The sequence below is a fragment of the Thauera chlorobenzoica genome, from assembly GCF_001922305.1.
In the GTDB taxonomy this organism is placed as follows: domain Bacteria; phylum Pseudomonadota; class Gammaproteobacteria; order Burkholderiales; family Rhodocyclaceae; genus Thauera; species Thauera chlorobenzoica.
In genome coordinates, this window is record NZ_CP018839.1 from 3,627,025 (window position 1) to 3,648,029 (window position 21,005).

At 64.4% G+C, this 21,005-nt stretch carries 18 protein-coding genes and 6 tRNA genes; 3 read left to right on the forward strand and 21 right to left on the reverse strand.

What is annotated here, in order from left to right; genetic code table 11:
- Positions 1–75: 75 nt before the first annotated feature.
- The 8 genes from Tchl_RS16970 to fdxA all read right to left on the reverse strand — a co-directional run bounded on the left by Tchl_RS16970 (position 76) and on the right by fdxA (position 8,554).
- On the reverse strand, positions 76–891 hold the full coding sequence (locus Tchl_RS16970; RefSeq protein ID WP_075149413.1) for a M48 family metallopeptidase: 816 nt from the start codon (positions 889–891) through the stop codon (positions 76–78).
- 15 nt (positions 892–906) lie between these two features.
- The gene (locus Tchl_RS16975) at positions 907–2,067 is read right to left on the reverse strand and encodes an MFS transporter (RefSeq protein ID WP_075149414.1); all 1,161 of its coding nucleotides are present in this window, start codon (positions 2,065–2,067) and stop codon (positions 907–909) included.
- Positions 2,068–2,234: 167 nt separating this feature from the next.
- The gene (aroC, locus tag Tchl_RS16980; RefSeq protein ID WP_075149415.1) at positions 2,235–3,365 is read right to left on the reverse strand and encodes a chorismate synthase; all 1,131 of its coding nucleotides are present in this window, start codon (positions 3,363–3,365) and stop codon (positions 2,235–2,237) included.
- 141 nt (positions 3,366–3,506) lie between these two features.
- Positions 3,507–3,824, reverse strand: a complete 318-nt coding sequence (ilvN, locus tag Tchl_RS16985; RefSeq protein ID WP_075149416.1) for an acetolactate synthase small subunit — start codon at positions 3,822–3,824, stop codon at positions 3,507–3,509.
- Positions 3,824–5,491: an acetolactate synthase large subunit gene (gene ilvB, locus Tchl_RS16990; RefSeq protein WP_075149417.1), complete on the reverse strand. Its 1,668-nt coding sequence runs from the start codon at positions 5,489–5,491 to the stop codon at positions 3,824–3,826. The genes ilvN and ilvB overlap by 1 nt, the downstream gene beginning before the upstream one ends.
- 291 nt (positions 5,492–5,782) lie before the next feature.
- Positions 5,783–7,465: a long-chain-fatty-acid--CoA ligase gene (locus Tchl_RS16995; protein ID WP_075149418.1), complete on the reverse strand. Its 1,683-nt coding sequence runs from the start codon at positions 7,463–7,465 to the stop codon at positions 5,783–5,785.
- 202 nt (positions 7,466–7,667) lie between these two features.
- The gene (locus Tchl_RS17000; RefSeq protein ID WP_075149419.1) at positions 7,668–8,129 is read right to left on the reverse strand and encodes a CBS domain-containing protein; all 462 of its coding nucleotides are present in this window, start codon (positions 8,127–8,129) and stop codon (positions 7,668–7,670) included.
- A gap of 101 nt (positions 8,130–8,230) precedes the next feature.
- On the reverse strand, positions 8,231–8,554 hold the full coding sequence (fdxA, locus tag Tchl_RS17005; protein WP_075149420.1) for a ferredoxin FdxA: 324 nt from the start codon (positions 8,552–8,554) through the stop codon (positions 8,231–8,233).
- Positions 8,555–8,848: 294 nt separating this feature from the next.
- On the opposite strand from fdxA, the gene trxA reads away from it, so the two are divergent.
- The gene (gene trxA / locus Tchl_RS17010; RefSeq protein WP_075149421.1) at positions 8,849–9,175 is read left to right on the forward strand and encodes a thioredoxin TrxA; all 327 of its coding nucleotides are present in this window, start codon (positions 8,849–8,851) and stop codon (positions 9,173–9,175) included.
- Positions 9,176–9,353: 178 nt separating this feature from the next.
- Positions 9,354–10,613 (forward strand): transcription termination factor Rho, encoded by a 1,260-nt coding sequence (gene rho, locus Tchl_RS17015; RefSeq protein ID WP_268810516.1) that lies wholly within the window; start codon positions 9,354–9,356, stop codon positions 10,611–10,613.
- Between the two features lie 75 nt (positions 10,614–10,688).
- Here rho and Tchl_RS17020 read toward each other — a convergent pair whose 3' ends face one another.
- Complete coding sequence (locus tag Tchl_RS17020) at positions 10,689–11,543, reverse strand: 3-hydroxybutyryl-CoA dehydrogenase (RefSeq protein ID WP_075149423.1); 855 nt, start codon at positions 11,541–11,543, stop codon at positions 10,689–10,691.
- A 333-nt stretch (positions 11,544–11,876) separates the two neighbouring features.
- Here Tchl_RS17020 and Tchl_RS17025 point away from each other — a divergent pair, with 333 nt between their 5' ends.
- On the forward strand, positions 11,877–13,577 hold the full coding sequence (locus Tchl_RS17025; protein WP_075149424.1) for an IS1634 family transposase: 1,701 nt from the start codon (positions 11,877–11,879) through the stop codon (positions 13,575–13,577).
- Between the two features lie 226 nt (positions 13,578–13,803).
- Here the strand turns inward: Tchl_RS17025 and Tchl_RS17030 are convergent.
- The 12 genes from Tchl_RS17030 to phbB (Tchl_RS17085) form a co-directional block, all read right to left on the reverse strand.
- Positions 13,804–13,880 (reverse strand) — tRNA-Asp (locus tag Tchl_RS17030).
- A gap of 63 nt (positions 13,881–13,943) precedes the next feature.
- Positions 13,944–14,019 (reverse strand) — tRNA-Glu (locus Tchl_RS17035).
- A 22-nt stretch (positions 14,020–14,041) separates the two neighbouring features.
- Positions 14,042–14,117: transfer RNA gene (locus Tchl_RS17040), tRNA-Ala, on the reverse strand.
- Positions 14,118–14,214: 97 nt separating this feature from the next.
- Positions 14,215–14,291: transfer RNA gene (locus tag Tchl_RS17045), tRNA-Asp, on the reverse strand.
- A gap of 63 nt (positions 14,292–14,354) precedes the next feature.
- Positions 14,355–14,430: transfer RNA gene (locus Tchl_RS17050), tRNA-Glu, on the reverse strand.
- 22 nt (positions 14,431–14,452) lie between these two features.
- A tRNA-Ala gene (locus Tchl_RS17055) sits at positions 14,453–14,528 on the reverse strand.
- 65 nt (positions 14,529–14,593) lie between these two features.
- Complete coding sequence (locus Tchl_RS17060; RefSeq protein ID WP_075149425.1) at positions 14,594–16,048, reverse strand: FAD-binding oxidoreductase; 1,455 nt, start codon at positions 16,046–16,048, stop codon at positions 14,594–14,596.
- A 17-nt stretch (positions 16,049–16,065) separates the two neighbouring features.
- Complete coding sequence (gene rssA / locus Tchl_RS17065; protein WP_075149426.1) at positions 16,066–17,046, reverse strand: patatin-like phospholipase RssA; 981 nt, start codon at positions 17,044–17,046, stop codon at positions 16,066–16,068.
- 40 nt (positions 17,047–17,086) lie between these two features.
- Positions 17,087–18,418 carry a 30S ribosomal protein S12 methylthiotransferase RimO gene (gene rimO, locus Tchl_RS17070; protein WP_075149427.1) on the reverse strand — a complete coding sequence of 444 codons (1,332 nt, stop codon included), beginning with the start codon at positions 18,416–18,418 and terminating at the stop codon, positions 17,087–17,089.
- 64 nt (positions 18,419–18,482) lie between these two features.
- Entirely contained in the window at positions 18,483–19,073 is a 591-nt protein-coding gene (gene phaR / locus Tchl_RS17075; RefSeq protein WP_075149428.1) for a polyhydroxyalkanoate synthesis repressor PhaR, read from the reverse strand.
- A 118-nt stretch (positions 19,074–19,191) separates the two neighbouring features.
- Positions 19,192–19,932, reverse strand: a complete 741-nt coding sequence (phbB, locus tag Tchl_RS17080) for a beta-ketoacyl-ACP reductase (protein WP_075149429.1) — start codon at positions 19,930–19,932, stop codon at positions 19,192–19,194.
- 283 nt (positions 19,933–20,215) lie between these two features.
- Positions 20,216–20,956, reverse strand: a complete 741-nt coding sequence (phbB, locus tag Tchl_RS17085) for an acetoacetyl-CoA reductase (protein WP_075149430.1) — start codon at positions 20,954–20,956, stop codon at positions 20,216–20,218.
- Between the last annotated feature and the right edge of the window lie 49 nt (positions 20,957–21,005).

Genomic DNA, 21,005 nt, shown 5'->3' on the forward strand with positions numbered 1-21,005 from the left:
TGAATTCCACGTCAACAAAAGAGGAAGATTATTTCACAAAGCCCGCAAGACTGAACAGCCGATCGCACATCCGGGTCAGCGCCGGGCGGACTGGTAGAGCGGCATCACCCGCGCGGCGTAGTCGGCAAGATCGCGCTGGCGGTTGGCGTGCGAAGGATGGGTGGACAGCCACTGCGGCGGAGCCCCTGCCGACCGGGTCGCCATCTTGTCCCACAGCGTCACTGCGGCGCGGGGGTCGTAGCCCGCGCGCGCGGCCAGCTCGACGCCGATACGGTCGGCCTCCACTTCATGCTCGCGCGAGTTGGGCAGTTCGAACGTGACCTTGGCCACCGTGCCCATCAGCTCCTGCCCTACCTGCCCCACGCCGAGCAAAGCCCCGGCCACGGAAATCCCCAACCCGGTCGCCATCGATTTCGATACCTGTTCGCGCACATGCTCGCGCAGCGCGTGGGCGATCTCGTGCCCCATCACTGCCGCGATCTCGTCGTCGGTCAGGCGCAGGCGCTCGATCAGACCGGTGTTGATCGCCATCTTCCCTCCCGCCATGCACCAGGCGTTGAGTTCGTCGGATGACAGAACATTGACTTCCCATTGCCAGGACGGCGCATCCTGGCGGAACGCCCGGGTCTGCACCGTCAGCCGCGAGACGATGTGCCGCACGCGCTGGACCGTGGCGGGGTCGCGGTTGAGGGTGTTCTTGCGCCGCGCCTCGGCGAGCAGTTCCTGATACTGCTGGACCGAGGCCTGCTCCACGTCCTGCGCCGACACCATCATCAGCTGCGAACGCTGCACCCCGACCGCACCGCCGCCGGTGGTCTGCACCGTCTGGCAGGCCACCGTGATCGTCGCCGCCAGCAGCGCCGGCAGCATCGTCCCGAACATCTTCTTCATCACCCCAGCTTCTCCTCATTCGATACCGTTCGCATCGTGCCCGCTGGCACTGCGCCAGCCCAGCAACAGCCACAACAACCCGGCGAGCGCGAAAACCGAACCCAGAGTGTAGGTCCATGCGGCGCCGAACGTTTCCCAGGTGTAACCGCTGATCAGGCCGCCGAGCATGCCACCGGCACCGAACGACAAGCTCCCGTACAGCGCCTGCCCGCGGGATTGGAGCCGCCCCGGGAACCACAAGTTCACCACCGCGATCGCCGCCGCATGGTAGGCACCGAACGTCGCACCATGGAGCAGCTGCGCCACCAGCAGGATCTCGAGGCTGTCCGCCCCCCAGCCGATCATCACGAAGCGAAGCACCGCGCAGGCGAAGGCGAAGAGCAGGATCGAACGCAGCGCGAAACGCTTCATGATGCGCGGCATCAGCATGAACACGGCGATTTCGGCGAGTACGCCCAGCGTCCACATCCAGCCCACCAGCGCCTTGCCGTAGCCGTGCTCGACCAGAAAGATCGAGTAGAACACGTACAGCGCACCATGCGCCGCCGACATCAGGAAGCAGGCGCCGAGCAGGGCCTGCACCTGGGGACGGCGCAGGACCTCGCCCAGGCGAGCGGATTCGTGCTGCAGCGGCGGACGCTCGGCCTCGGGCAGGGCCAGCGCACAGGCGAAGATACCGCCCAGGATCGCGGCCGTGGCCCACAGCACGGCCTCGATCGGCACATGGTCGAGCAGATGGCCGAGGGCGAGCACGGCGACGATGAAGCCGACCGAGCCCCAGACCCGGATGCTGCCGTAGCGATGCCCATCGCCCCCCAGGTGCGAGAAGGTGAGCCCTTCGGCAAGCGGCAGGGCGGCGCTCCAGAAAAAAGCCATCAGCGCCATCGCCGCGAACAGCCCGGCGAACTCGGTGGTCATGAAGAACACCGAAAACCCGGCCAGGCTCGCCAGCGCCGACAGACGCACGATCGCCAGACGCATCCCCAGGCGTTCGGCCAGCCAGCCCCACAGATTGGGGGCGAGCACCCGCATCAGCTGCATCAGCGACATCAGCAAGGCGATGTCGGTGGCGGTGAGCGCGATCGACTGCAGATAGAGGGTGAAATACGGCGAGAACGCGCCGACGAAGGCGAAGTAGAAAAAGTAGTACGCCGACAGGCGCCAGTAGGGAATCATCGTCAAGACTGCATTCGAACCCGGATGGAGAAGCGGCGCGGAGCGGCTCCGGGCTCGTGCCCGTGCCCACGGATCGGCGGCACAGCGGCATCATCCGCTGTCACCGCGCTCCTGGCGTCTGCTGCGGGCGGGCCCGGAAAGCCTGCGCGCGGGCCGCAGCGGCAGCTTCAGCGTGGCGAAGGCAGGCGCTGGCTGCCCTGCGGCGCGAGCGCAGCGATCCGCGGCGTGGCCGATGCGACATCGCCGCACTGGGCGCGGTGGCGCAGCGCGTGGTCGATCAGCACCAGCGCCAGCATCGCCTCGGCGATCGGGGTGGCGCGGATGCCGACGCAGGGGTCGTGGCGACCGTGGGTGTTGACGATCACCGGGTTGCCGGCGCGATCGATCGAGCGCCGGTCCAGGCGGATGCTGGAGGTCGGCTTGATCGCGATGCTGGCGAGGATGTCCTGCCCGGTGGAAATCCCGCCGAGCACGCCGCCGGCATGGTTGGAAAGGAAGCCCGCGGGCGTCATCTCGTCGCTGTGCTCGGTGCCATGCTGGATCACCGAGCGGAAGCCGGCGCCGATCTCGACCCCCTTGACCGCGTTGATGCCCATCATCGCCCAGGCGATGTCGGCATCGAGGCGGTCGTACACCGGCTCGCCCCAACCCGCCGGCACGCCGCTGGCGACGACCTCGATGCGGGCGCCGATCGAGTCGCCCGACTTGCGCAGCTCATCCATGTAGGCTTCGAGCTGCGGCACGATCGCGGCATTGGGGGCGAAGAAGGGATTGCCGGCGACTTCGTCCCAGGACACGAAGGGGATCTCGATCGGCCCGAGCGCGCTCATGCAGGCGCGGATCTCGATGCCGTAGCGCTCGCGCAGCCATTTGCGCGCGATCGCGCCGGCGGCAACCCGGACTGCGGTCTCGCGCGCCGACGCCCGGCCGCCGCCACGGTAGTCGCGCAGCCCATATTTCTGCTGGTAGGCATAGTCCGCATGGCCGGGACGGAACGTGTCGGCGATGTTGCCGTAGTCGTGCGAACGCTGGTCCTGGTTGCGGATCAGGAGCGCAATCGGCGTGCCCGTGGTGACGCCCTCGAACACGCCGGAGAGGATTTCCACCGTGTCCGGCTCGCGGCGCTGGGTGACATGGCGCGAGGTGCCGGGCTTGCGCCGGTCGAGTTCGGCCTGGATGTCGGCCGCGCCGAGCGCCAGCCCCGGCGGACAGCCGTCGACCACGCAACCGATCGCCGGGCCGTGGGATTCGCCAAATGAAGTGACGGTGAAGAGCGTGCCGAGAGTGCTGCCGGACATGAGAAGACTCGCCTGTAGGCCGCCGCCGCCATCCCGGGGAAGGCGTGCGCGGCGGCGCGGAAACGTCGGGAAGGAACGCGGCCGAGTTTATCACGGCCCCTTCTCTTCGGCCGGCACACGAAACGGGCATACCCCGCGCCGTCAGTGGAAAAAGCGCTCCAGCCGTTCGAACACCTCGTGCTCGGTGCCGTGCCGGCGCACGGTGAGGACATCTTCGAGCTTTTCGAGCTGGCGAACCATCTGCTCCAGGCGCAGGTCCTCGAACACCAGCAGCCAGATGCGCGAGCGCCGGCCGTCGGATACCGGCATGCACAGGATCCCCTCGACGTTGAAGGCACGGCGGGCAAAGAGATTGCAGATGTGGCTCATCACCCCGGGATGGTTGTTCACGTCCAGCTCGAGGACGACTTTGGCATAGCCCGCCTGGGGCAGGGGGTCGGCAACCTGTTCGATCATCATCAGTCTCCGATCATTTCGGTGTTGGCCGCACCCGGCGGCACCATGGGGTAGACGAACTGCTCGCAGTCGATGCTGGCGTGGATCAGGCACGGCCCCGGCGCGTGCAAGGCCCCGGCCAGGGCCGCACGCGGGTCGTCGGCCTGGTCCAGATCGAGTGCGGCAACGCCGAAACCTTCGGCAATTTTGGCGAAATCAGGCGCGGCGCGGTATTTCGAGGCGAACAGGCGCTTGCCGTAGAAAAAGTGCTGTTGCTGGTGCACCAGGCCAAGCGCGTTGTTGTTCATCAGCACGATCTTGACCTTCAGCCCCTCCTCCGCCAGCGTCGCCAGTTCCTGGATGTTCATCTTGAAGCTGCCGTCGCCGGTAAAGCACACCACGGTGCGTTCGGGTTCGGCCAACGCCGCGCCGATCGCCGCCGGCAGGCCGAAGCCCATCGTCCCCAGCCCGCCGGAAGTCAGCCACTGGCGCGAACGGCGGAAGGGATAGGCCTGCGCAACCCACATCTGGTGCTGGCCGACATCGGTGGCGATGATCGCGCGGTCGTCGAGCGCAGCGGCCACGGCATGGACCAGGCCGTAGTGGCTGCGCACGTCATCCACCCCCGGCAGGCGCATCGGAAACCGCAGCTTCAGGCTTTCCACGTGCGACAGCCAGCGCTTGCGCAAGGCCGGCCTGATGCGCGGCAGCAGGGCTTCGAGCGCCGGGCCGAGACCGGCGTGAATGGCGACATGGGCATTCCGGATCTTGTGCAGTTCGGAGCGGTCGATGTCGATATGCACCACCTTCGCGTTCGGGCAGAACTGCGCGGCGCGGCCAATCGCACGGTCGTCGAAGCGCGCACCGAGGCAGATCAGCAGGTCGGCTTCTTCGAGCACGAAGTTGGTGTAGCGCGCACCGTGCATGCCCAGCATGCCGAGCGACAGCGGATGGTCCATCGGCATCGCACCGAGCGCCATCAGCGTCATCGTCGTCGGCAGCCCGGCCTGCTCGGCGAGGCGCACCGCGAGCGCTGCGGCCGCGCCGTGAATGACGCCGCCGCCCAGGTACAGCACCGGCCGCTCGGCGTCATTGATCCTCTTCGCCGCCGCCTCGACCGCCTCCAGGTCGAGCGCCGGCGGCACGCCGGGCAGCGCCGGCGGCGGCAGTTCGTCGACCGCAACGAGCTGGTTCTGCACATCCTTGGGAACGTCGATCAGCACCGGCCCGGGGCGGCCCGACATCGCGATGCGGAACGCATCGGGGATCACCTGCAGCAGTTCGTGGGCCGAGCGCACCAGATAATTGTGCTTGGTCACCGGCACCGTGATGCCGTAGATATCCACCTCCTGAAAGGCGTCGGTGCCGATCATCGCCTGCGGCACCTGGCCGGTGATGACGACCATCGGAATCGAGTCGAGGCAGGCATCGGCAATCGCGGTCACGAGGTTGGTGGCACCCGGACCGCTGGAGGCGACGCACACCTGCGGCACTCCGCTCACCCGCGCCATGCCCTGCGCGATGAACCCCGCCCCCTGTTCATGGCGGGCGAGCACGTGGCGGATCTGCGCACTGTCCGCGAGGGCATCGTAAAACGGCAGGATGGCGCCGCCGGGAATCCCGGCGATGGTGCGCACGCCCTGGCGCTCGAGAAGGCGCACCATCAGTTGTGCGCCGGTCAGTTGCATCATCTCTTTCTCCTTGACTGCGAAAGTGGCGACCCGACCGGCGATACAAAAGCAAAACCCCCGCCGGCCTGGTGCGCCGACGGGGGTTGGTGTTGCTGCTGTGCCTGAGTGAGCTGTCCCGTTACGACGCGCGCATGCCTACGCCTACTACGCGTACTACCGCTGCGGTACGGGTCGGGGCGAAGGAACAGGCGGACGGGAACATTGCGGCTCGAAGCGGAAAATGTGAGTGAAGCGGTGACCGCAGTTTAATCATGAAAACCTCCCGGGCACAAGCACGTTGTCCGTGCATGCTCAGCTCGCTGCAGGCGTCGAAGCGCTGTCGCGCAGTTCCCTGCGCAGAACCTTGCCGACATTGCTCTTGGGCAGCGCCGTCCTGAACTCCACGTGACGCGGCACCTTGTAGCCGGTCAGGTTGGCCCGGCAGTGGGCGATCACCGCCTCGGCGGTAAGGGCCGGATCCTTGCGCACGACGAACACCTTCACCGCCTCGCCGCTATGCTCGTCGGGCACACCGACCGCCGCCACTTCGAGCACGCCGGGGAGGCTGGCGATGACATCCTCGATCTCGTTCGGGTACACGTTGAAGCCCGACACCAGGACCATGTCCTTCTTGCGGTCGACCAGGGTGATGAAGCCCTTCTCGTCGATCACCGCGATGTCTCCGCTGCGGAGATAGCCGTCGGCGGTGAAGGCGCGCGCGGTTTCCTGCGGGCGGTTCCAGTAGCCCGGCGTGACCTGCGGGCCGCGGATGCAGAGCTCTCCACGCTGCCCCGGCGGCTGCTCCTGGTCGTCGTCGTCGCGGATGCTGATTTCGGTCGAAGGCAGCGGCAGGCCGATGGAGTGGTTGAAGCGCCCGATGTCGAGCGGATTGATCGTGACCGCAGGCGAGGTTTCGGTCAGACCGTAGGCTTCGACCAGGGCCTTGCCGGTCAGCCGGAACCATTTGTCGGCCACCGCCTGCTGTACCGCCATCCCCCCGCCCAGGGTGATCTTCAGCGCGGAGAAATCGAGGCGGGCGAAATCGGGGCTGTTGAGCAGGGCATTGAACAGGGTATTGACGCCGGTGATCACCGTGAAGCGGTGGCGGCGGAGTTCGCCGACGAAGGCGGGAATGTCGCGCGGATTGGGGATCAGCACGTTGGTCGCACCGATCTTGAAAAAAGTGAGGCAGTTCGCGGTCAGGGAGAAGATGTGATAGAGCGGCAGCGCGGTGATGATGATTTCCTCGCCGTCGCGCACGACAGGGCGGATCCAGGCGTGCGCCTGCTGCAAATTGGCGATGATGTTGCGGTGCGTCAGCACCACCCCTTTGGCCACCCCGGTGGTGCCGCCGGTGTACTGCAGATAGGCGATGTCGTCGTGGCCGGTATCGACCGGCTGCAACGGATGCGCCTCTCCCCGGGCCAGCGCCTGCGAGAACCGGATCGCACCATCGATACGCCACGCCGGAACCATCCTCCTGATCCGCCGGACGACGAAATCGGTGATTACGCCTTTGGGAAAACCGAGCATTTCGCCGACGCTGGTGACGATCACCTGTTTCAACGTCAGGTCCGCATGCACCCGCTCGAGCGTGTGGGCGAAGTTCTCGAGGATGACGATCGCCTCGGCGCCCGAGTCGGCGAGTTGATGCGCCAGCTCCCGCGCGGTGTAAAGCGGATTGACATTGACCACCGTGTATCCGCCGCGCAGCGCGCCGAACATCGCGATCGGATACTGCAGCAGGTTCGGCATCATCAGGGCGACGCGCGCGCCCTTGCGCAAACCGAGCGCTCCCTGCAGATACGCCGCGAAGCGGGCCGATCGGGCATCCAGTTCGGCATAGGTGAGCGTACGCCCCATGCAGACATACGCCGTTTGGGCCGAAAAACGCGCGACGCTGCAGGCGAAAAGTTCGCCCAGCGAACGGAATTCGTCGACATCGATTTCGTCCGGCACGCCTGGCGGGTAGCTTTTGAGCCAGATCTTGTCCACGCCCGTCCCTCCCGCCGCGAAAAATTCGCGAAGTGGCCGATGGCAACCAACCTCCCGCGCTTTCGCAGCACCCTTGCAGAACCTGCGTCGTTCTTTGCCTTCGCGCAGTTCACCGCATCCTGCAAGCAGCGGCGAAGGCGCCCGGGATGCGGCGAAACCCGCCGGGGACGGCGGAGCAGCGGCGCGCCGAGGGCATCCGCCCTCACTCGCCCTGTCGCTCGCCCTCTTCCGCTTCCGGCCAGTTGCGGATGTAGTTCTTCAGCATGCGATTCTCGAAGCTTTGCTCTTCCAGCACCGCCTTGGCGACATCATGAAAGCTGACCACGCCAAGGAGGATATATCCGTCCATGACCGGCAGGTAGCGTTGATGGTGCTCCACCATCAAGCGGCGCAACTCGTCCATCTCCATGTCCGGCGAGGCGGCAAACGGGTCCCGGACCATCACGTCCTCGACACTGAGCGCCTGCCAGCCCGCTCCTCCGCGCTGCACCGCCTGCAGCACCTCGCGAAAGGTCAGCATTCCCGTCATCCGCCCGCCGGAAAAGACCACCAGCGAGCCAACATCCTGCTCGTTCATGACTTCGACCGCTTCCGCGACACTTCTGCCGGGCCCGATGGTGAACAGCACCTTACCCTTGATCGCGAGAATCTCGCTCACCAGCATGACGCCCCCTTGCACTCCGTGTTTACCGAACAATCGACTGTGCGCCATCTTAGTGCATTGGCCAGACGAGGCAAAGCGAAACCCCGGCCAACTGCAGGGTCTCAGCGCTTGAGCTCACCGAGCTTGCCTTTTACTTTCGACCAATCCTCGGCATCGGGCAACGCGTCCTTGCGTTCGACGATCGGCTTCCACTGCTTGGCAAGCTCGGCATTGAGGGCGATGAACTGTTGCTGATCCTGAGGCACATCGTCCTCGGCAAAGATGGCCTCGACCGGGCACTCGGCCACGCACAAGGTACAGTCGATGCACTCATCGGGATCGATGACGAGGAAATTCGGCCCTTCCCGGAAGCAGTCCACCGGGCAGACATCGACACAATCGGTATATTTACAGCGGATGCAGCTCTCGGTCACAACGTAAGCCATGATGTTTCTCCTTGGGGATGGCGTTCGCCCGCTTCGCGCGCGAAGCGAATCCGCAATATAGTGCAGCCGTTTGCTTTTTCGCCACGGTCCCGCGCAACAAATAATGGGAGAGGCCGTCAATTTCCTTGACGCGACTGCCGCCTTCGCATAACTTCCTGCTGAACTTCTTCAGGGAGGCGCCTGCCTTCCGCACCCGGTGTGCGCTCTCCGCCACTCCGCCCCCATCCGAGCAGTACCCCCGCGAGCACAGTCCCAGACTCTCGTTGACACCTGCTATCCCTGACGTGAGGAATCATGAGCGAGCATATTCATTATGTGACCGACGGCAACTTCGAAATCGAAGTGCTGCAGTCCCAGATCCCGGTGCTGGTCGATTACTGGGCAGAATGGTGCGGCCCGTGCAAGATGATCGCCCCCATCCTTGACGACGTCGCGAAAGATTACGCCGGCAAGCTCAAGGTCGCCAAGCTCAACATCGACGAAAACCAGGAAACTCCGGCCAAGTACGGCATCCGCGGTATTCCGACGCTGATGCTGTTCAAGGGCGGCAATGTCGAGGCGACCAAAGTGGGCGCCCTTTCCAAATCTCAACTGACCGCCTTCATTGACAGCAACATCTAAGCCGGACCAGGCTCCGGCCCGTTCTCGCGGTTCTTCGCGTGCCCGACGCCGTGGCACGCGCAACCGCGACGGTAATCTCCCCCAGAACACCCCGCCCGAAAACGAACTCTTCGACGTCGAAGGGACGTACGAGGAAACAGCTTCTTCATCCGGTGAATCCGCCGGGCCCGGACTCCATCTGTCGGAGCTCAAGGCCCTCCATGTCAGCGAATTGCTGCAGATGGCGGTCGAAAACGAGATCGAAGGCGCAAACCGGCTGCGGAAACAGGAACTCGTCTTCGCCCTGCTCAAGAACCGGGCCAAGAAGGGCGAGCCGATCTATGGTGACGGCGCGCTCGAAGTCCTGCCCGACGGCTTCGGCTTCCTGCGCTCGCCTGACACCTCGTACCTCGCCGGGACCGACGACATCTACGTCTCGCCCTCGCAGGTCCGGCGGTTCAACCTGCGCACCGGCGACACGATCGAAGGCGAGATCCGCACGCCCAAGGATGGTGAGCGCTACTTCGCCCTGGTCAAGCTCGACCGCATCAACGGCCGCCCGCCTGAAGAGTGCAAGAGCAAGATCCTGTTCGAGAACCTGACTCCGCTGCATCCGCAGGAGTGTCTGAAGCTCGAACGCGAGATCCGCGGCGAGGAAAACATCACCAGCCGCGTGATCGACATGATCGCGCCGATCGGCAAAGGGCAGCGCGGCCTGCTCGTCGCTCCGCCCAAGAGCGGCAAGACGGTCATGCTGCAGCACATCGCCCACGCGATCGCGACGAACCATCCGGACGTCAAGCTGATCGTGCTGCTGATCGACGAGCGCCCGGAAGAAGTGACCGAAATGCTGCGCTCGGTCAAGGGCGAGGTGGTGGCCTCGACCTTCGACGAGCCCGCCACCCGTCACGTCCAGGTCGCCGAAATGGTGATCGAGAAGGCCAAGCGCCTGACCGAGCACAAGTACGACGTGGTGATCCTGCTCGACTCGCTGACCCGCCTCGCCCGCGCCTACAACACCGTGGTACCGGCCTCCGGCAAGGTCCTGACCGGGGGCGTGGACGCCAACGCACTGCAAAAGCCGAAACGCTTCTTCGGTGCGGCACGCAACATCGAGGAAGGCGGCTCGCTGACCATCCTCGCCACCGCGCTGATCGACACTGGCAGTCGCATGGACGACGTGATCTACGAGGAATTCAAGGGCACCGGCAACATGGAGCTCCACCTCGACCGGCGGATGGCAGAAAAGCGCGTCTACCCGGCGATCAACGTCAACCGCTCCGGCACCCGGCGCGAGGAACTGCTGCTGAAGGCCGACGTGCTCCAGAAAGTGTGGATTCTGCGCAAGTTGCTGTACGGCATGGACGACATCGACGCGATGGAGTTTCTCCTCGACAAGATCAAGGCCACCAAGGGCAATGCCGAGTTCTTCGACGCGATGCGTTCGGGGCGCGGCTAGAAAGCCCGGCACTGCAAAACAAAAAACGCCATCAGTCATACGATGGCGTTTTTCTTGGCACTTCCGGCTACACCCTCACTGGCCGTAGTCGTAAAAGCCCTTCCCTGTCTTGCGTCCGAGATACCCGGCCTCCACCATTTCCACCAGCAGCGGAGCGGGACGGTATTTAGGATCCTTGAAGCCCTCGAACAGCACCTGCATCACCGCCAGCTCGACATCCAGGCCAATCAGGTCACCCAGCGCCAGCGGGCCGATCGGATGATTGCAGCCGAGCTTCATCGCCTCATCGATCTCGGCCGCCGTGGCCAGACCTTCGCCGAGGGCGAAAATCGCCTCGTTGATCATCGGACACAACATGCGGTTCACCACAAATCCGGGGCTGTTCTTGATCTGAACCGGAGTCTTGCCGATCGCCCTGGCCACCGCTTCGACTGCGGCATAGGTCTGATCGCTCGTCTGCAGCCCGCGAATGAGTTCAACCAATGCCATCATCGGCACCGGGTTGAAGAAGTGCATGCCGATCACCCGATCCGGGCGCGAAGTCGCCGCAGCGAGCTTGGTAATCGAAATCGACGAGGTGTTGCTGGCGAGAATCGCCCCGCTCTTCATGACGCGGTCGAGATCGGCAAATATCTTGAGCTTGAGTTCCAGATTTTCGGTCGCAGCCTCGATCACCAGATCACAGTCGGCCAGCGCCGATGCTGAACTGGCGGTACCGATCCGGGCCATCGCCGCAGCCTTCTGCTCGGCACTCATCTTGTCCTTCCTGACCAGCCGCTCCAGGCTGGCACTGATGGTATCCAGGCCGCGCTGAATTTGCGGCTGTCCGACATCCATCATGATCACATCCTGCCCTGCAACGGCGAACGCCTGGGTAATGCCATTTCCCATCGTCCCCGCCCCAACGACCCCGATCTTGCCGATAGTCATCCTCGTTTCGCTCCTGTCCAGTTGATCGACGGCGCACCTCAGCGCGGAATGCCGCTCATTCCATACCGGTACGTATGGGCAGGCACTTTATCGGATTAGGCCCGCTCGCACCAGCACTTGACACACATCAACGCCCGCCGCCCATCTTCTCCGTACCACACCGACGCCGAGAACCGGGGTTCGACACTTCACCCCGAATTTCGCCCCTTTTCGGAAAGTGCCTTCAGCACCGGCGCGGGTTTCAAGGCCATGATCGCAAAAGTGCTGTGGTGGCACGTTTGTAACAGCCACCTTCAAACTTAACGAGGCCTTGTGCCTGGGTAAAGTGGCGGCATGCACGTCAAGCTCACCACCTCCGGAGGTCGCCGCTACGTCCAGCTTGTCGAGTCTTATCGCGACGAGGCGGGACGGGTGAAGAAGCGCACCGTCGCCACGCTCGGCCGTGCCGAGCAGGTCGATGGTTCGCTCGACGCGGTGATCAACGGCCTGCTCAAGGTCACCGGCCGCGAACCGATGGGCGCCAAGCCACCGGCGCCGACGGTGTCGTTCGAGTCCGCGCGCTCGCTCGGTAACGTGTGGGCGCTGACCGAGCTGTGGAAGTCGCTCGGGTTCTCGGGGCTGCGTCGGGTGTTCCGGCGCACGCGCCGGAACACGGATGTAGAAGCGCTGATCCGCCTGATGGTGCTCAACCGCCTGTGCGATCCGGAATCCAAGCTCGGCGTGCTGCGCTGGGTACAGACGGTGGCGCTGCCCGACTTCGGGCCGAAGGCGGTCACGCACCAGCAGTTGCTGCGCAGTCTCGATGCCCTGATGGACCACCAGGATGAGGTCGATGCGGTGATCGCCGGGCTGCTGCACCCACTGATCGACCAGGATCTGTCGGTGGTGTTCTACGACCTCACCACGATCCGTAGCGAAGGACTCAGCCAGCAGGCTGGCGACGTGCGCCAGTACGGCATGGCCAAGGAAGGACTGATCGCCCGCCAGTTCATGCTCGGCGTGGTGCAGACCGCCGAGGGGCTGCCGATCTACCACGAGGTGTTCGACGGCAACACGGCCGAGACCCGGACCCTGTTGCCCACGCTCACCAAGGTGCTCGAGCGCTTCCCGTCGGTGCAGCGCCTGGTGCTGGTCGCTGACCGGGGGCTGCTCAGCCTGGACAATCTGGAGGCGCTGAAAGCCGTGCGCCTGGCCAGCGGCAAGCCGCTCGAGTTCATCGTCGCCGTGCCCGGTCGGCGCTACAACGAGTTCATCGAGCTGCTCGAACCCTTCCACGAGCAGCAGTGCGCCACCGCCACGCAGGAAGTGATCGCGGAGCAGGCCTGGAACGAGCTGAGGCTGGTGGTCGCGCACGACCCGGTGGCTGCGGCCACCAAGACCGAGCAGCGCAACGAGCGTATCGACGCGCTGACCCGCCAGGCGGACCAATGGACGGGCAAGCTCACCGAGCAGGATGAAGGCGTGAAGCACCGGGGTCGCAAGCTCTCGGACAGCGGCGCCAAGGCGCGCTTCTACCACGCGGTCAGCGAAGCGCACCTGTCGCGCATCCTCAAGGTGGATCTGGCAGAGGAGCTGTTCAGCTACCACATCGACGACAAGGCGAAGCGCCTTGCCGAAATGATGGACGGCAAGCTGCTGCTGGTCACCAACGCCGAGGGCCTGTCCGCACAGAACGTGATTCAGCGCTACAAGTCGCTCGCCGACATCGAGCGCGGCTTCAAGGTGCTCAAGTCCGAGATCGAGATCGGCCCGGTGTATCACCGCCTGCCCGAGCGGATTCGCGCGCACGCGTCGATCTGCTTCATGGCGCTGATCCTGCATCGGGTCATGCGTAGCCGACTTAAGGCCACCGACGCGGGTTACACGCCCGAGCGCGCGCTCGAGCAACTACAGCGCATCCAGCATCACCGGGTGCGGCTGAACGGCGGCGAGCCGGTGGCGGGAGTGTCGACGCTCAGCACGGAGCAGAACGAGGTGCTTCATGCATTAGGAATCGAAAAGCCAACAGCGCCGGAGCAGTTAGCGCTGTTGTAGTGGCATTTTTGAAAGTGCGCTCTAGCAAAAACAAGCACTTGCGAGCGTAACTGTCGAACTCGGGCGAGAACGGCGTCGGTCACTGAGAGAATCCATCGCAGACATCGACACCACCTGGCAGCCTCCCAGAAGCGGCAAAACGGCAACGCCAGAACGGACCCGCGCGCCCATGGGGCAGCGTGCTGGGCTCACCATGAAAAAAGGAGCCCGAAGGCTCCTTTTTTGGTGGCGGAGTGGACGGGACTCGAACCCGCGACCCCCGGCGTGACAGGCCGGTATTCTAACCGACTGAACTACCACTCCGCGCTGACCTGCACCGGCGTCACTGCCGGCTTCGCCTGCCAGCCGAAGCCGACAAGCCGAAATTGGCGTCCCCACGGGGATTCGAACCCCGGTTATCGCCGTGAAAGGGCGGTGTCCTAGGCCTCTAGACGATGGGGACTACGTACTGCAAACCTTCAGGTTGGTGGAGGTAAGCGGGATCGAACCGCTGACCTCTTGCATGCCATGCAAGCGCTCTCCCAGCTGAGCTATACCCCCACAACGAACTGGCGATTATAGCTTGCACCAAAGCCCACCACAAGCACCCCGGCACTTCAATTTCAGGGCGCAGCAGGCAAAAAAACCTGCTTGAAACTGGCGGAGTGGACGGGACTCGAACCCGCGACCCCCGGCGTGACAGGCCGGTATTCTAACCGACTGAACTACCACTCCGCGCTGACCTGCACCGGCGTCACTGCCGGCTTCGCCTGCCAGCCGAAGCCGACAAGCCGAAATTGGCGTCCCCACGGGGATTCGAACCCCGGTTATCGCCGTGAAAGGGCGGTGTCCTAGGCCTCTAGACGATGGGGACTACGTACTGCAAACCTTCAGGTTGGTGGAGGTAAGCGGGATCGAACCGCTGACCTCTTGCATGCCATGCAAGCGCTCTCCCAGCTGAGCTATACCCCCGTCACCGAAGAGCGCGCATTATAGAACCCACCAATACCTCTGTAAACCTCTTTCGTGCTTTATTTTTAAGTCATCCAAGCATCGGGGTCCGTCCCCGCACCTGGGCGTTCAGTATCCAGCAGCTTGCCTGGGTTCATCAGCCCTCGCGGGTCGAAAGCCTGCTTGATCGCGCGCATCATATCCAGCTCGACTACCGACTTGTAGCGCAGGATTTCGTCGCGCTTGAGCTGGCCAAGACCGTGCTCGGCTGAAATCGATCCACCGAGGGTGGCCACCAGATCATGCACGATCCGGTTCGCTTCGGGTGTCCGTTCGATAAAGACGGCATTATCTTCGGCTGCCGGCCTGGAAAGATTGAAGTGCAGGTTGCCATCGCCAATATGGCCGAAGGCGACGATGCGCACCCCAGGCCATACGGCGCGCAGCGCTGCGCCTGCCCGTTCGAGGAATTCGGGTATGCGGCTGACCGGCACGGCAATGTCGTGCTTGATGCTGAGCCCTTCGATGCGCTGCGCCTCCGAAATGCTTTCGCGCAGCGTCCACAGCGCCTGCGCCTGCGCAAGACTCGCGGCAATCACCGCATCTTCGACCAGTCCCTGCTCGGCGGCCAGACTCAGCACGTCCTGCAACATGGTCTCCAGACCGATATCGGCCGCGGCATCGGACAACTCGACCAGAACAGCCCATCGGGCGGGCTGGGAAAAAGGATTGCGGGCCGAGGGAATATGCTTGAGCACGAGCTCGAGGGCGCTGCGCCCGACGATCTCGAAAGCGCTGACCCGCTCGCCGCAGTCCCCCCTCAGCAGCCCGAGCAGGCGGACAGCGGCCCGCGGATCAGGAACGGCTACCCAGGCGGTGGCACGCGAGCGGATCGCCGGAAAAAGCTTCAGCACCGCCGCCGTGATGACCCCCAGCGTTCCCTCAGCACCGATGAACAGCTGCTTCAGGTCATAGCCAGTGTTGTCCTTGCGCAGGCCGCGCAAGCCATTCCACACCCGCCCGTCGGGCAGCACCACCTCCAGCCCGAGCACGAGCTCACGGGCATTTCCGTAGCGCAGCACCTGCACCCCGCCGGCATTGGTCGACAGGTTGCCCCCGATCAGGCAGCTGCCTTCGGAAGCCAGCGCCAGCGGGAACAGGCGGCCGGCCGCAGCGGCCGCCTGCTGCACCGCCGCCAGCGTGCAGCCGGCATCGACGCAGAGAGTGTCGTTGTCGGCGTCGAGCGCCCGGATGCGGTCGAGCCGGGACAGGCCGAGCACCACTGCCCGGCCATCGGCCAGCGGAGTCGCGCCACCGCACAGGCCGGTATTGCCGCCCTGGGGCACGATCGGCACCCCCGCCTGGGCACAGGCCGAAACCACTTCGGCCACTTGCGCCGTGGTCGACGGCTTCACCACCGCCAGGGCAGCGCCATGATAGCGTCCTCGCCAGTCGGTCAGAAACGGCGCCATGTCCTCTGGCGCGGTCAGCACATGGTCGGCGCCAGCCGTGCGGACCAGTGCAGCGAGCAGTTCGTTCATCGTATTCCTCCCACCGCTCAGTCCGCGTCCCGCCCCATCACTTCGTGCAGCAGCGGACGCATGCGGGCGACAGCGGCTTCTCCTTCGGCGATCGCCTCGGCGGCACGGTGGTAATCCATCAGGGCGAGCTGTCCGACCCGCGGGGCGATCAGCACATCGGCGGGATCGCCCGCGAGACGGCTGCGGGCGATCCGGACCTGCATGATGTTGAGGCTGGAACTGATCACCGAGATCAGCGAGGGCAGGCCGCCATCGTCGGCAAAAGCGGCTGCCCGCGCCTGAGCCAGGCTCTCGCCGGCAGCAGAGGCGAAGCGGGTGAACAGGCGCTCCGTCCACCCCGCCTCGCCGCCCTCTTCCGCAGCCGGCTGCGGCACGATGCGCCGTGCTACGTGGCCGACGACATCCGAACCGAGATCGACGGCGATCACGATGTCCGCCCCCATCGCCCGGCACAGCGACACCGGCACCGGGTTGACCAGACCGCCATCGACGAGCACGCGCCCGTCGTGCATGACCGGCGTCATCAGCCCGGGCAGCGCGATCGAGGCCCGCACCGCCGCCGACACGCTGCCGTCGTGGAGCCAGATTTCGCGTCCAGTCGACAACTCGGTGGCAACGCAGGCAAAACGCAGGTCGAGTTCGGAGAAGTCGCGATCGGTGAAGTTGCGCTCGAAAAACCCGATCAGGCGCTCGCCCTTGATCAAGCCGCCGCGCAGGGAAACGTCGAGCAGGGACATGACATCCTGCCATTTCAACGCGTCCGCCCAGCGGATGAGCTTGTCGAGGTCCCCGGACGCGGCGGCGGCGCCGACGAACGCCCCGATCGAGCAGCCGCAGATCACGTCGGGGGCGATGCCTTCGGCCGCCAGCGCGCGCAACACCCCCAGATGCGCCCAGCCGCGTGCCGCGCCGCTACCGAGCGCGACACCAACCACCGGGGCGTGATGCTTGCGCGCGGCTACCGGGATGGTCCCCGAACTCGGTACGGCCTTGCTCATGCGCTACTCCATCATCACAGGTCCGTTTCAGGCGTCAGGCTCAGTCCAGGCGTTCGGCGTAAAGGTCATGGACGTCACAGTCGGTGATCCGCACCCGGACGAAATCGCCCGGCGCCAAGCCTTCGCCATCCGGGATGATCACCAGCCCATCGACTTCCGGCGCATCCCCCGGCGAACGTGCGAGCGCCCCCTCTTCGTCGACTTCATCCACGAGCACGGTCATCTCGCGGTCGATCTTCGCCTCGAGGCGCTGGGTGGAAATATCCTCCTGGAAATCCATCAGCCGCGCCCGCCGCTCCTCGCGGATATCGTCGGGGACGGCGCCGGGCAGATCGTTCGCTGTCGCCCCTTCCACCGGCGAATAGGCAAACGCGCCGACGCGATCGAGCTGGGCCTGCTCCAGGAAGTTCAGCAGCATTTCGAAGTCTTCCTCGGTCTCCCCCGGGAAGCCGGTGATGAAGGTCGAGCGGATGGTCAGATCGGGGCAGATGCTGCGCCACTTGCGCACACGCTCGAGCACGTTCTCGGCATTCGCCGGCCGCTTCATCGCCTTCAGGATGCGCGGACTGGCATGCTGGAAAGGCACGTCCAGGTACGGCAGGATGCGCCCCTCGGCCATCAGCGGAATCAGCTCATCTACGCTCGGATAGGGGTACACGTAGTGCATGCGAATCCAGATCCCGAGCTCGCCCAGGGCCCTGGCCAGGTCCACCAGGCGGGTCTTCACCGGCCGTCCGCCCCAGAAACCGGTGCGATACTTGATATCGACGCCGTAAGCGGACGTGTCCTGCGAAATCACCAGGATCTCCTTCACCCCAGCATCGGCCAGAGCCTCGGCCTCGCGCATCACCTCGTGGATCGGCCGGCTGAGCAGATCGCCCCGCATCGACGGAATGATGCAGAAGGAGCAGCGGTGATTGCAGCCTTCGGAAATCTTCAGGTACGCGTAATGCTGCGGCGTCAGGCGGATGCCTTGCGGCGGCACCAGATCGGTGAACGGATCGTGGGGCTTAGGAAGAAACTTGTGCACGGCATGCATCACCTCCTCGGTGGCATGCGGGCCGGTCACGGCCAGCACCTGTGGATGGGAGGCGAGGACGACATCGTCCTTGGCACCAAGGCAGCCGGTGACGATCACCTTGCCGTTCTCGGCCAGCGCCTCGCCGATCGCATCGAGCGACTCCTCGACCGCCGCATCGATGAAGCCGCAGGTATTCACCACCACCAGGTCGGCGTCGTCGTAGCTGCCGGAAATCGAGTAGCCTTCGGCGCGCAGCCGGGTCAGGAGGTGCTCGGAGTCCACGGTTGCCTTTGGGCAGCCGAGCGACACCATGCCGACGCGCGGCAGTTCCGGAGTCTTCAAAGTGGTCATGCTGGCGCAGGCCTTGTCAGCGGCCGCGGCGGCGTACGCCCGGGGCGGTACGCCGGCGCGGGTTTTACTTGTCGGAGTCGCTCTTCCCGGCGGCGGGTGCGGCACGCTCTTCGCCGGGCTTGACGTACTGGGGAAACTGGAAGCCGGTGAACATGTTGCGGGTCTGGCTTTCGAGTTGCTGCTGCATCTGCTCGAACATTTTCCTGGACTGGTCCACGTAGGCCCCCATCATGCTCTGCAGCGCCGGCCCCTGGAAATTCAGGAACTGGGCCCAGAGATCCTGGCCGACCGGGCTGTTCTCGCCGTAGATCGCACGAGCCTGATCCTGGAGCTTGCCCTGCATTTCGGTAAATGCCTTGATGTTGCTTTCCAGATACTTGCCCATCATCCCCTGCATGGCATTGCCATAAAAGCGGATCATGTGCGCGAGCAGGTCGCTGGTAAACATCGGCGCCCCTCCCGCCTCTTCCTCGAGGATGATCTGCAGCAGGATACTGCGCGTCAGATCCTCCCCCGTCTTCGCATCGACGACCTGGAATTCCTCATTGCCCAGCACCAGTTCCTTGACGTCGGCCAAAGTGATGTAGGAACTGGTGCGGGTGTCGTACAGACGGCGGTTGGGATACTTCTTGATCAGGCGCTGCTGCTCGGGCATTTCTCCATCTCCTCGGTGCGGGCCGTTCCGCGCTAGCTGGTGGATTATATCGCGGTGCGAAAACGAAACCCCGTCACTGGACGGGGTTTCGTGATCACGCGCCTGACACAGTGCACCATCAGCACATGTGCAGGCCGCCGTTGATGTTGATGGTAGCACCGGTGATGTAGGCCGCCTTGTCCGAGGCGAGATAGGCGCACAGGTCGCCGATCTCGTCCGGGCGCCCCAGACGTCCCATCGGGATGGTGTCGATGATGCCCTGGCGGATGTCGTCGCGGATCGCCATTACCATCTCGGTGCCGACATAGCCCGGCGCGACGGCATTGACCGTGACCCCTTTCGTCGCAAGTTCGGCCGCGAGTGCCTTGGTGAAGCCGAGTACGCCGGCCTTGGCCGCGGAGTAGTTGGTCTGGCCGGCCTGTCCCTTGACCCCGTTCACCGACGAAATGCTGATGATCCGCCCCCAGCCGCGCTCGGCCATCTTCGCCGAAACGTGATGGGTCACGTTGAACAGGCTGTTCAGGTTGGTGTTGATCACCGCATCCCACTGCGCCTTCTGCATCTTGGGGAAGAACTTGTCGCGGGTGATGCCGGCGTTATTCACCAGCACATCGACCGGGCCGACTTCAGCTTCGATCCTGGCGACCATCGTCGCACAGGAGTCGTAGTCGGAAACATCCCCTTCGGCGGCAATGAAATTGAACCCCAGGTCGCGCTGGGCTGCCAGCCACCCCTCTTTCTGATCGAAACCGGGCAGGCAGTTCGCCACCACCTTCATGCCGTCCTTGGCAAGGGACTGGCAGATCGCGGTGCCGAGGCCGCCCATTGCGCCCGTTACGAGGGCGATTTTCTGGGACATGTTGTGATCCTTCGGAAGCAATTTTCAACGCCGGGCGCGCCCCGCGAGCACATCGGGGAACGGGTCCGGCCCTTCATGCGGCAGCGCATCAGCTGCTTGGAAGAGGCATTATAAACACACTCTACAAAGCGTGCTGCAATGCAATAAAAAACAGGCGCCGACAAAAAAAGCGTGCCCGCAAAGGACACGCTCTACCTGCTGCCGCTTTGTCCCGACCCTTGCCGGACGGGCTTGCCCCGTCCGGCCGGAACGTCACGCCGCGAAATCGCCGCGGTGAACGAACTCAGAACATGTGCTGCCCGCCGTTGATCGAGATATTGGCCCCGGTCACGAACGCCGCCTCCTCCGACGACAGGTAAGCCACCAGACCCGCAATCTCCTCCGGCTTGCCCAGGCGGGCGAGCGGGATCTGCGGCAGGATTTTCGAATCCAGGATTTCCTGCGGAATCGCCATCACCATCTTGGTGCCGATGTAGCCCGGCGAAATCGTATTCACCGTGACGCCGTTGCGCGCCACTTCCAGTGCCAGCGCCTTGGTGAAACCATGCATCCCGGCCTTCGCCGCAGAGTAGTTGGTCTGGCCGAACGCCCCTTTCTGCCCGTTCACCGACGACACGTTGATGACTCGCCCCCAGCGCCGCTCGACCATCCCGTCCATGACCTGCTTGGTCATGTTGAACACGCTGTCGAGGTTGGTGCCGATGACCGCATCCCAGTCGGCCTTGGTCATCTTCTTGAAGGTCATGTCGCGGGTGATCCCGGCGTTGTTCACCAGCACATCCACCGGCCCCACTTCGCGCGCGACGGTTTCGACGCAGGCCTTGCTCGAATCGAAATCCGACACGTCGCAGGGATAAGCCTTGAAGCCGTAGCCCATGTTGTTCATGGCCAGCAGCCACTCCGCGGCCTTGGTGTTGCCCGGCGAATGCGTCGTCACCACTTTGTAGCCCAGCGCCGCAAGCTTGATGCAGATTGCTTCGCCCAGCCCCCCCATACCACCCGTTACCAACGCAACTCTGGACATCGTTCTCTCCTCTCCCTAAACGGGGTTCGCTCTGTCAGGCAGGTTTATT

Coding starts and splice junctions, on each gene's coding strand:
- Tchl_RS16970 (WP_075149413.1), bottom strand. CDS start 891: ATGAAGAAGATGTTCGGGACGATGCTGCCGGCGCTGCTGGCGGCGACG.
- Tchl_RS16975 (WP_075149414.1), bottom strand. CDS start 2,067: ATGATTCCCTACTGGCGCCTGTCGGCGTACTACTTTTTCTACTTCGCC.
- aroC (WP_075149415.1), bottom strand. CDS start 3,365: ATGTCCGGCAGCACTCTCGGCACGCTCTTCACCGTCACTTCATTTGGC.
- ilvN (WP_075149416.1), bottom strand. CDS start 3,824: ATGATGATCGAACAGGTTGCCGACCCCCTGCCCCAGGCGGGCTATGCC.
- ilvB (WP_075149417.1), bottom strand. CDS start 5,491: ATGATGCAACTGACCGGCGCACAACTGATGGTGCGCCTTCTCGAGCGC.
- Tchl_RS17000 (WP_075149419.1), bottom strand. CDS start 8,129: ATGCTGGTGAGCGAGATTCTCGCGATCAAGGGTAAGGTGCTGTTCACC.
- fdxA (WP_075149420.1), bottom strand. CDS start 8,554: ATGGCTTACGTTGTGACCGAGAGCTGCATCCGCTGTAAATATACCGAT.
- trxA (WP_075149421.1), top strand. CDS start 8,849: ATGAGCGAGCATATTCATTATGTGACCGACGGCAACTTCGAAATCGAA.
- Tchl_RS17020 (WP_075149423.1), bottom strand. CDS start 11,543: ATGACTATCGGCAAGATCGGGGTCGTTGGGGCGGGGACGATGGGAAAT.
- Tchl_RS17025 (WP_075149424.1), top strand. CDS start 11,877: ATGCACGTCAAGCTCACCACCTCCGGAGGTCGCCGCTACGTCCAGCTT.
- Tchl_RS17060 (WP_075149425.1), bottom strand. CDS start 16,048: ATGAACGAACTGCTCGCTGCACTGGTCCGCACGGCTGGCGCCGACCAT.
- rssA (WP_075149426.1), bottom strand. CDS start 17,046: ATGAGCAAGGCCGTACCGAGTTCGGGGACCATCCCGGTAGCCGCGCGC.
- rimO (WP_075149427.1), bottom strand. CDS start 18,418: ATGACCACTTTGAAGACTCCGGAACTGCCGCGCGTCGGCATGGTGTCG.
- phaR (WP_075149428.1), bottom strand. CDS start 19,073: ATGCCCGAGCAGCAGCGCCTGATCAAGAAGTATCCCAACCGCCGTCTG.
- phbB (WP_075149429.1), bottom strand. CDS start 19,932: ATGTCCCAGAAAATCGCCCTCGTAACGGGCGCAATGGGCGGCCTCGGC.
- phbB (WP_075149430.1), bottom strand. CDS start 20,956: ATGTCCAGAGTTGCGTTGGTAACGGGTGGTATGGGGGGGCTGGGCGAA.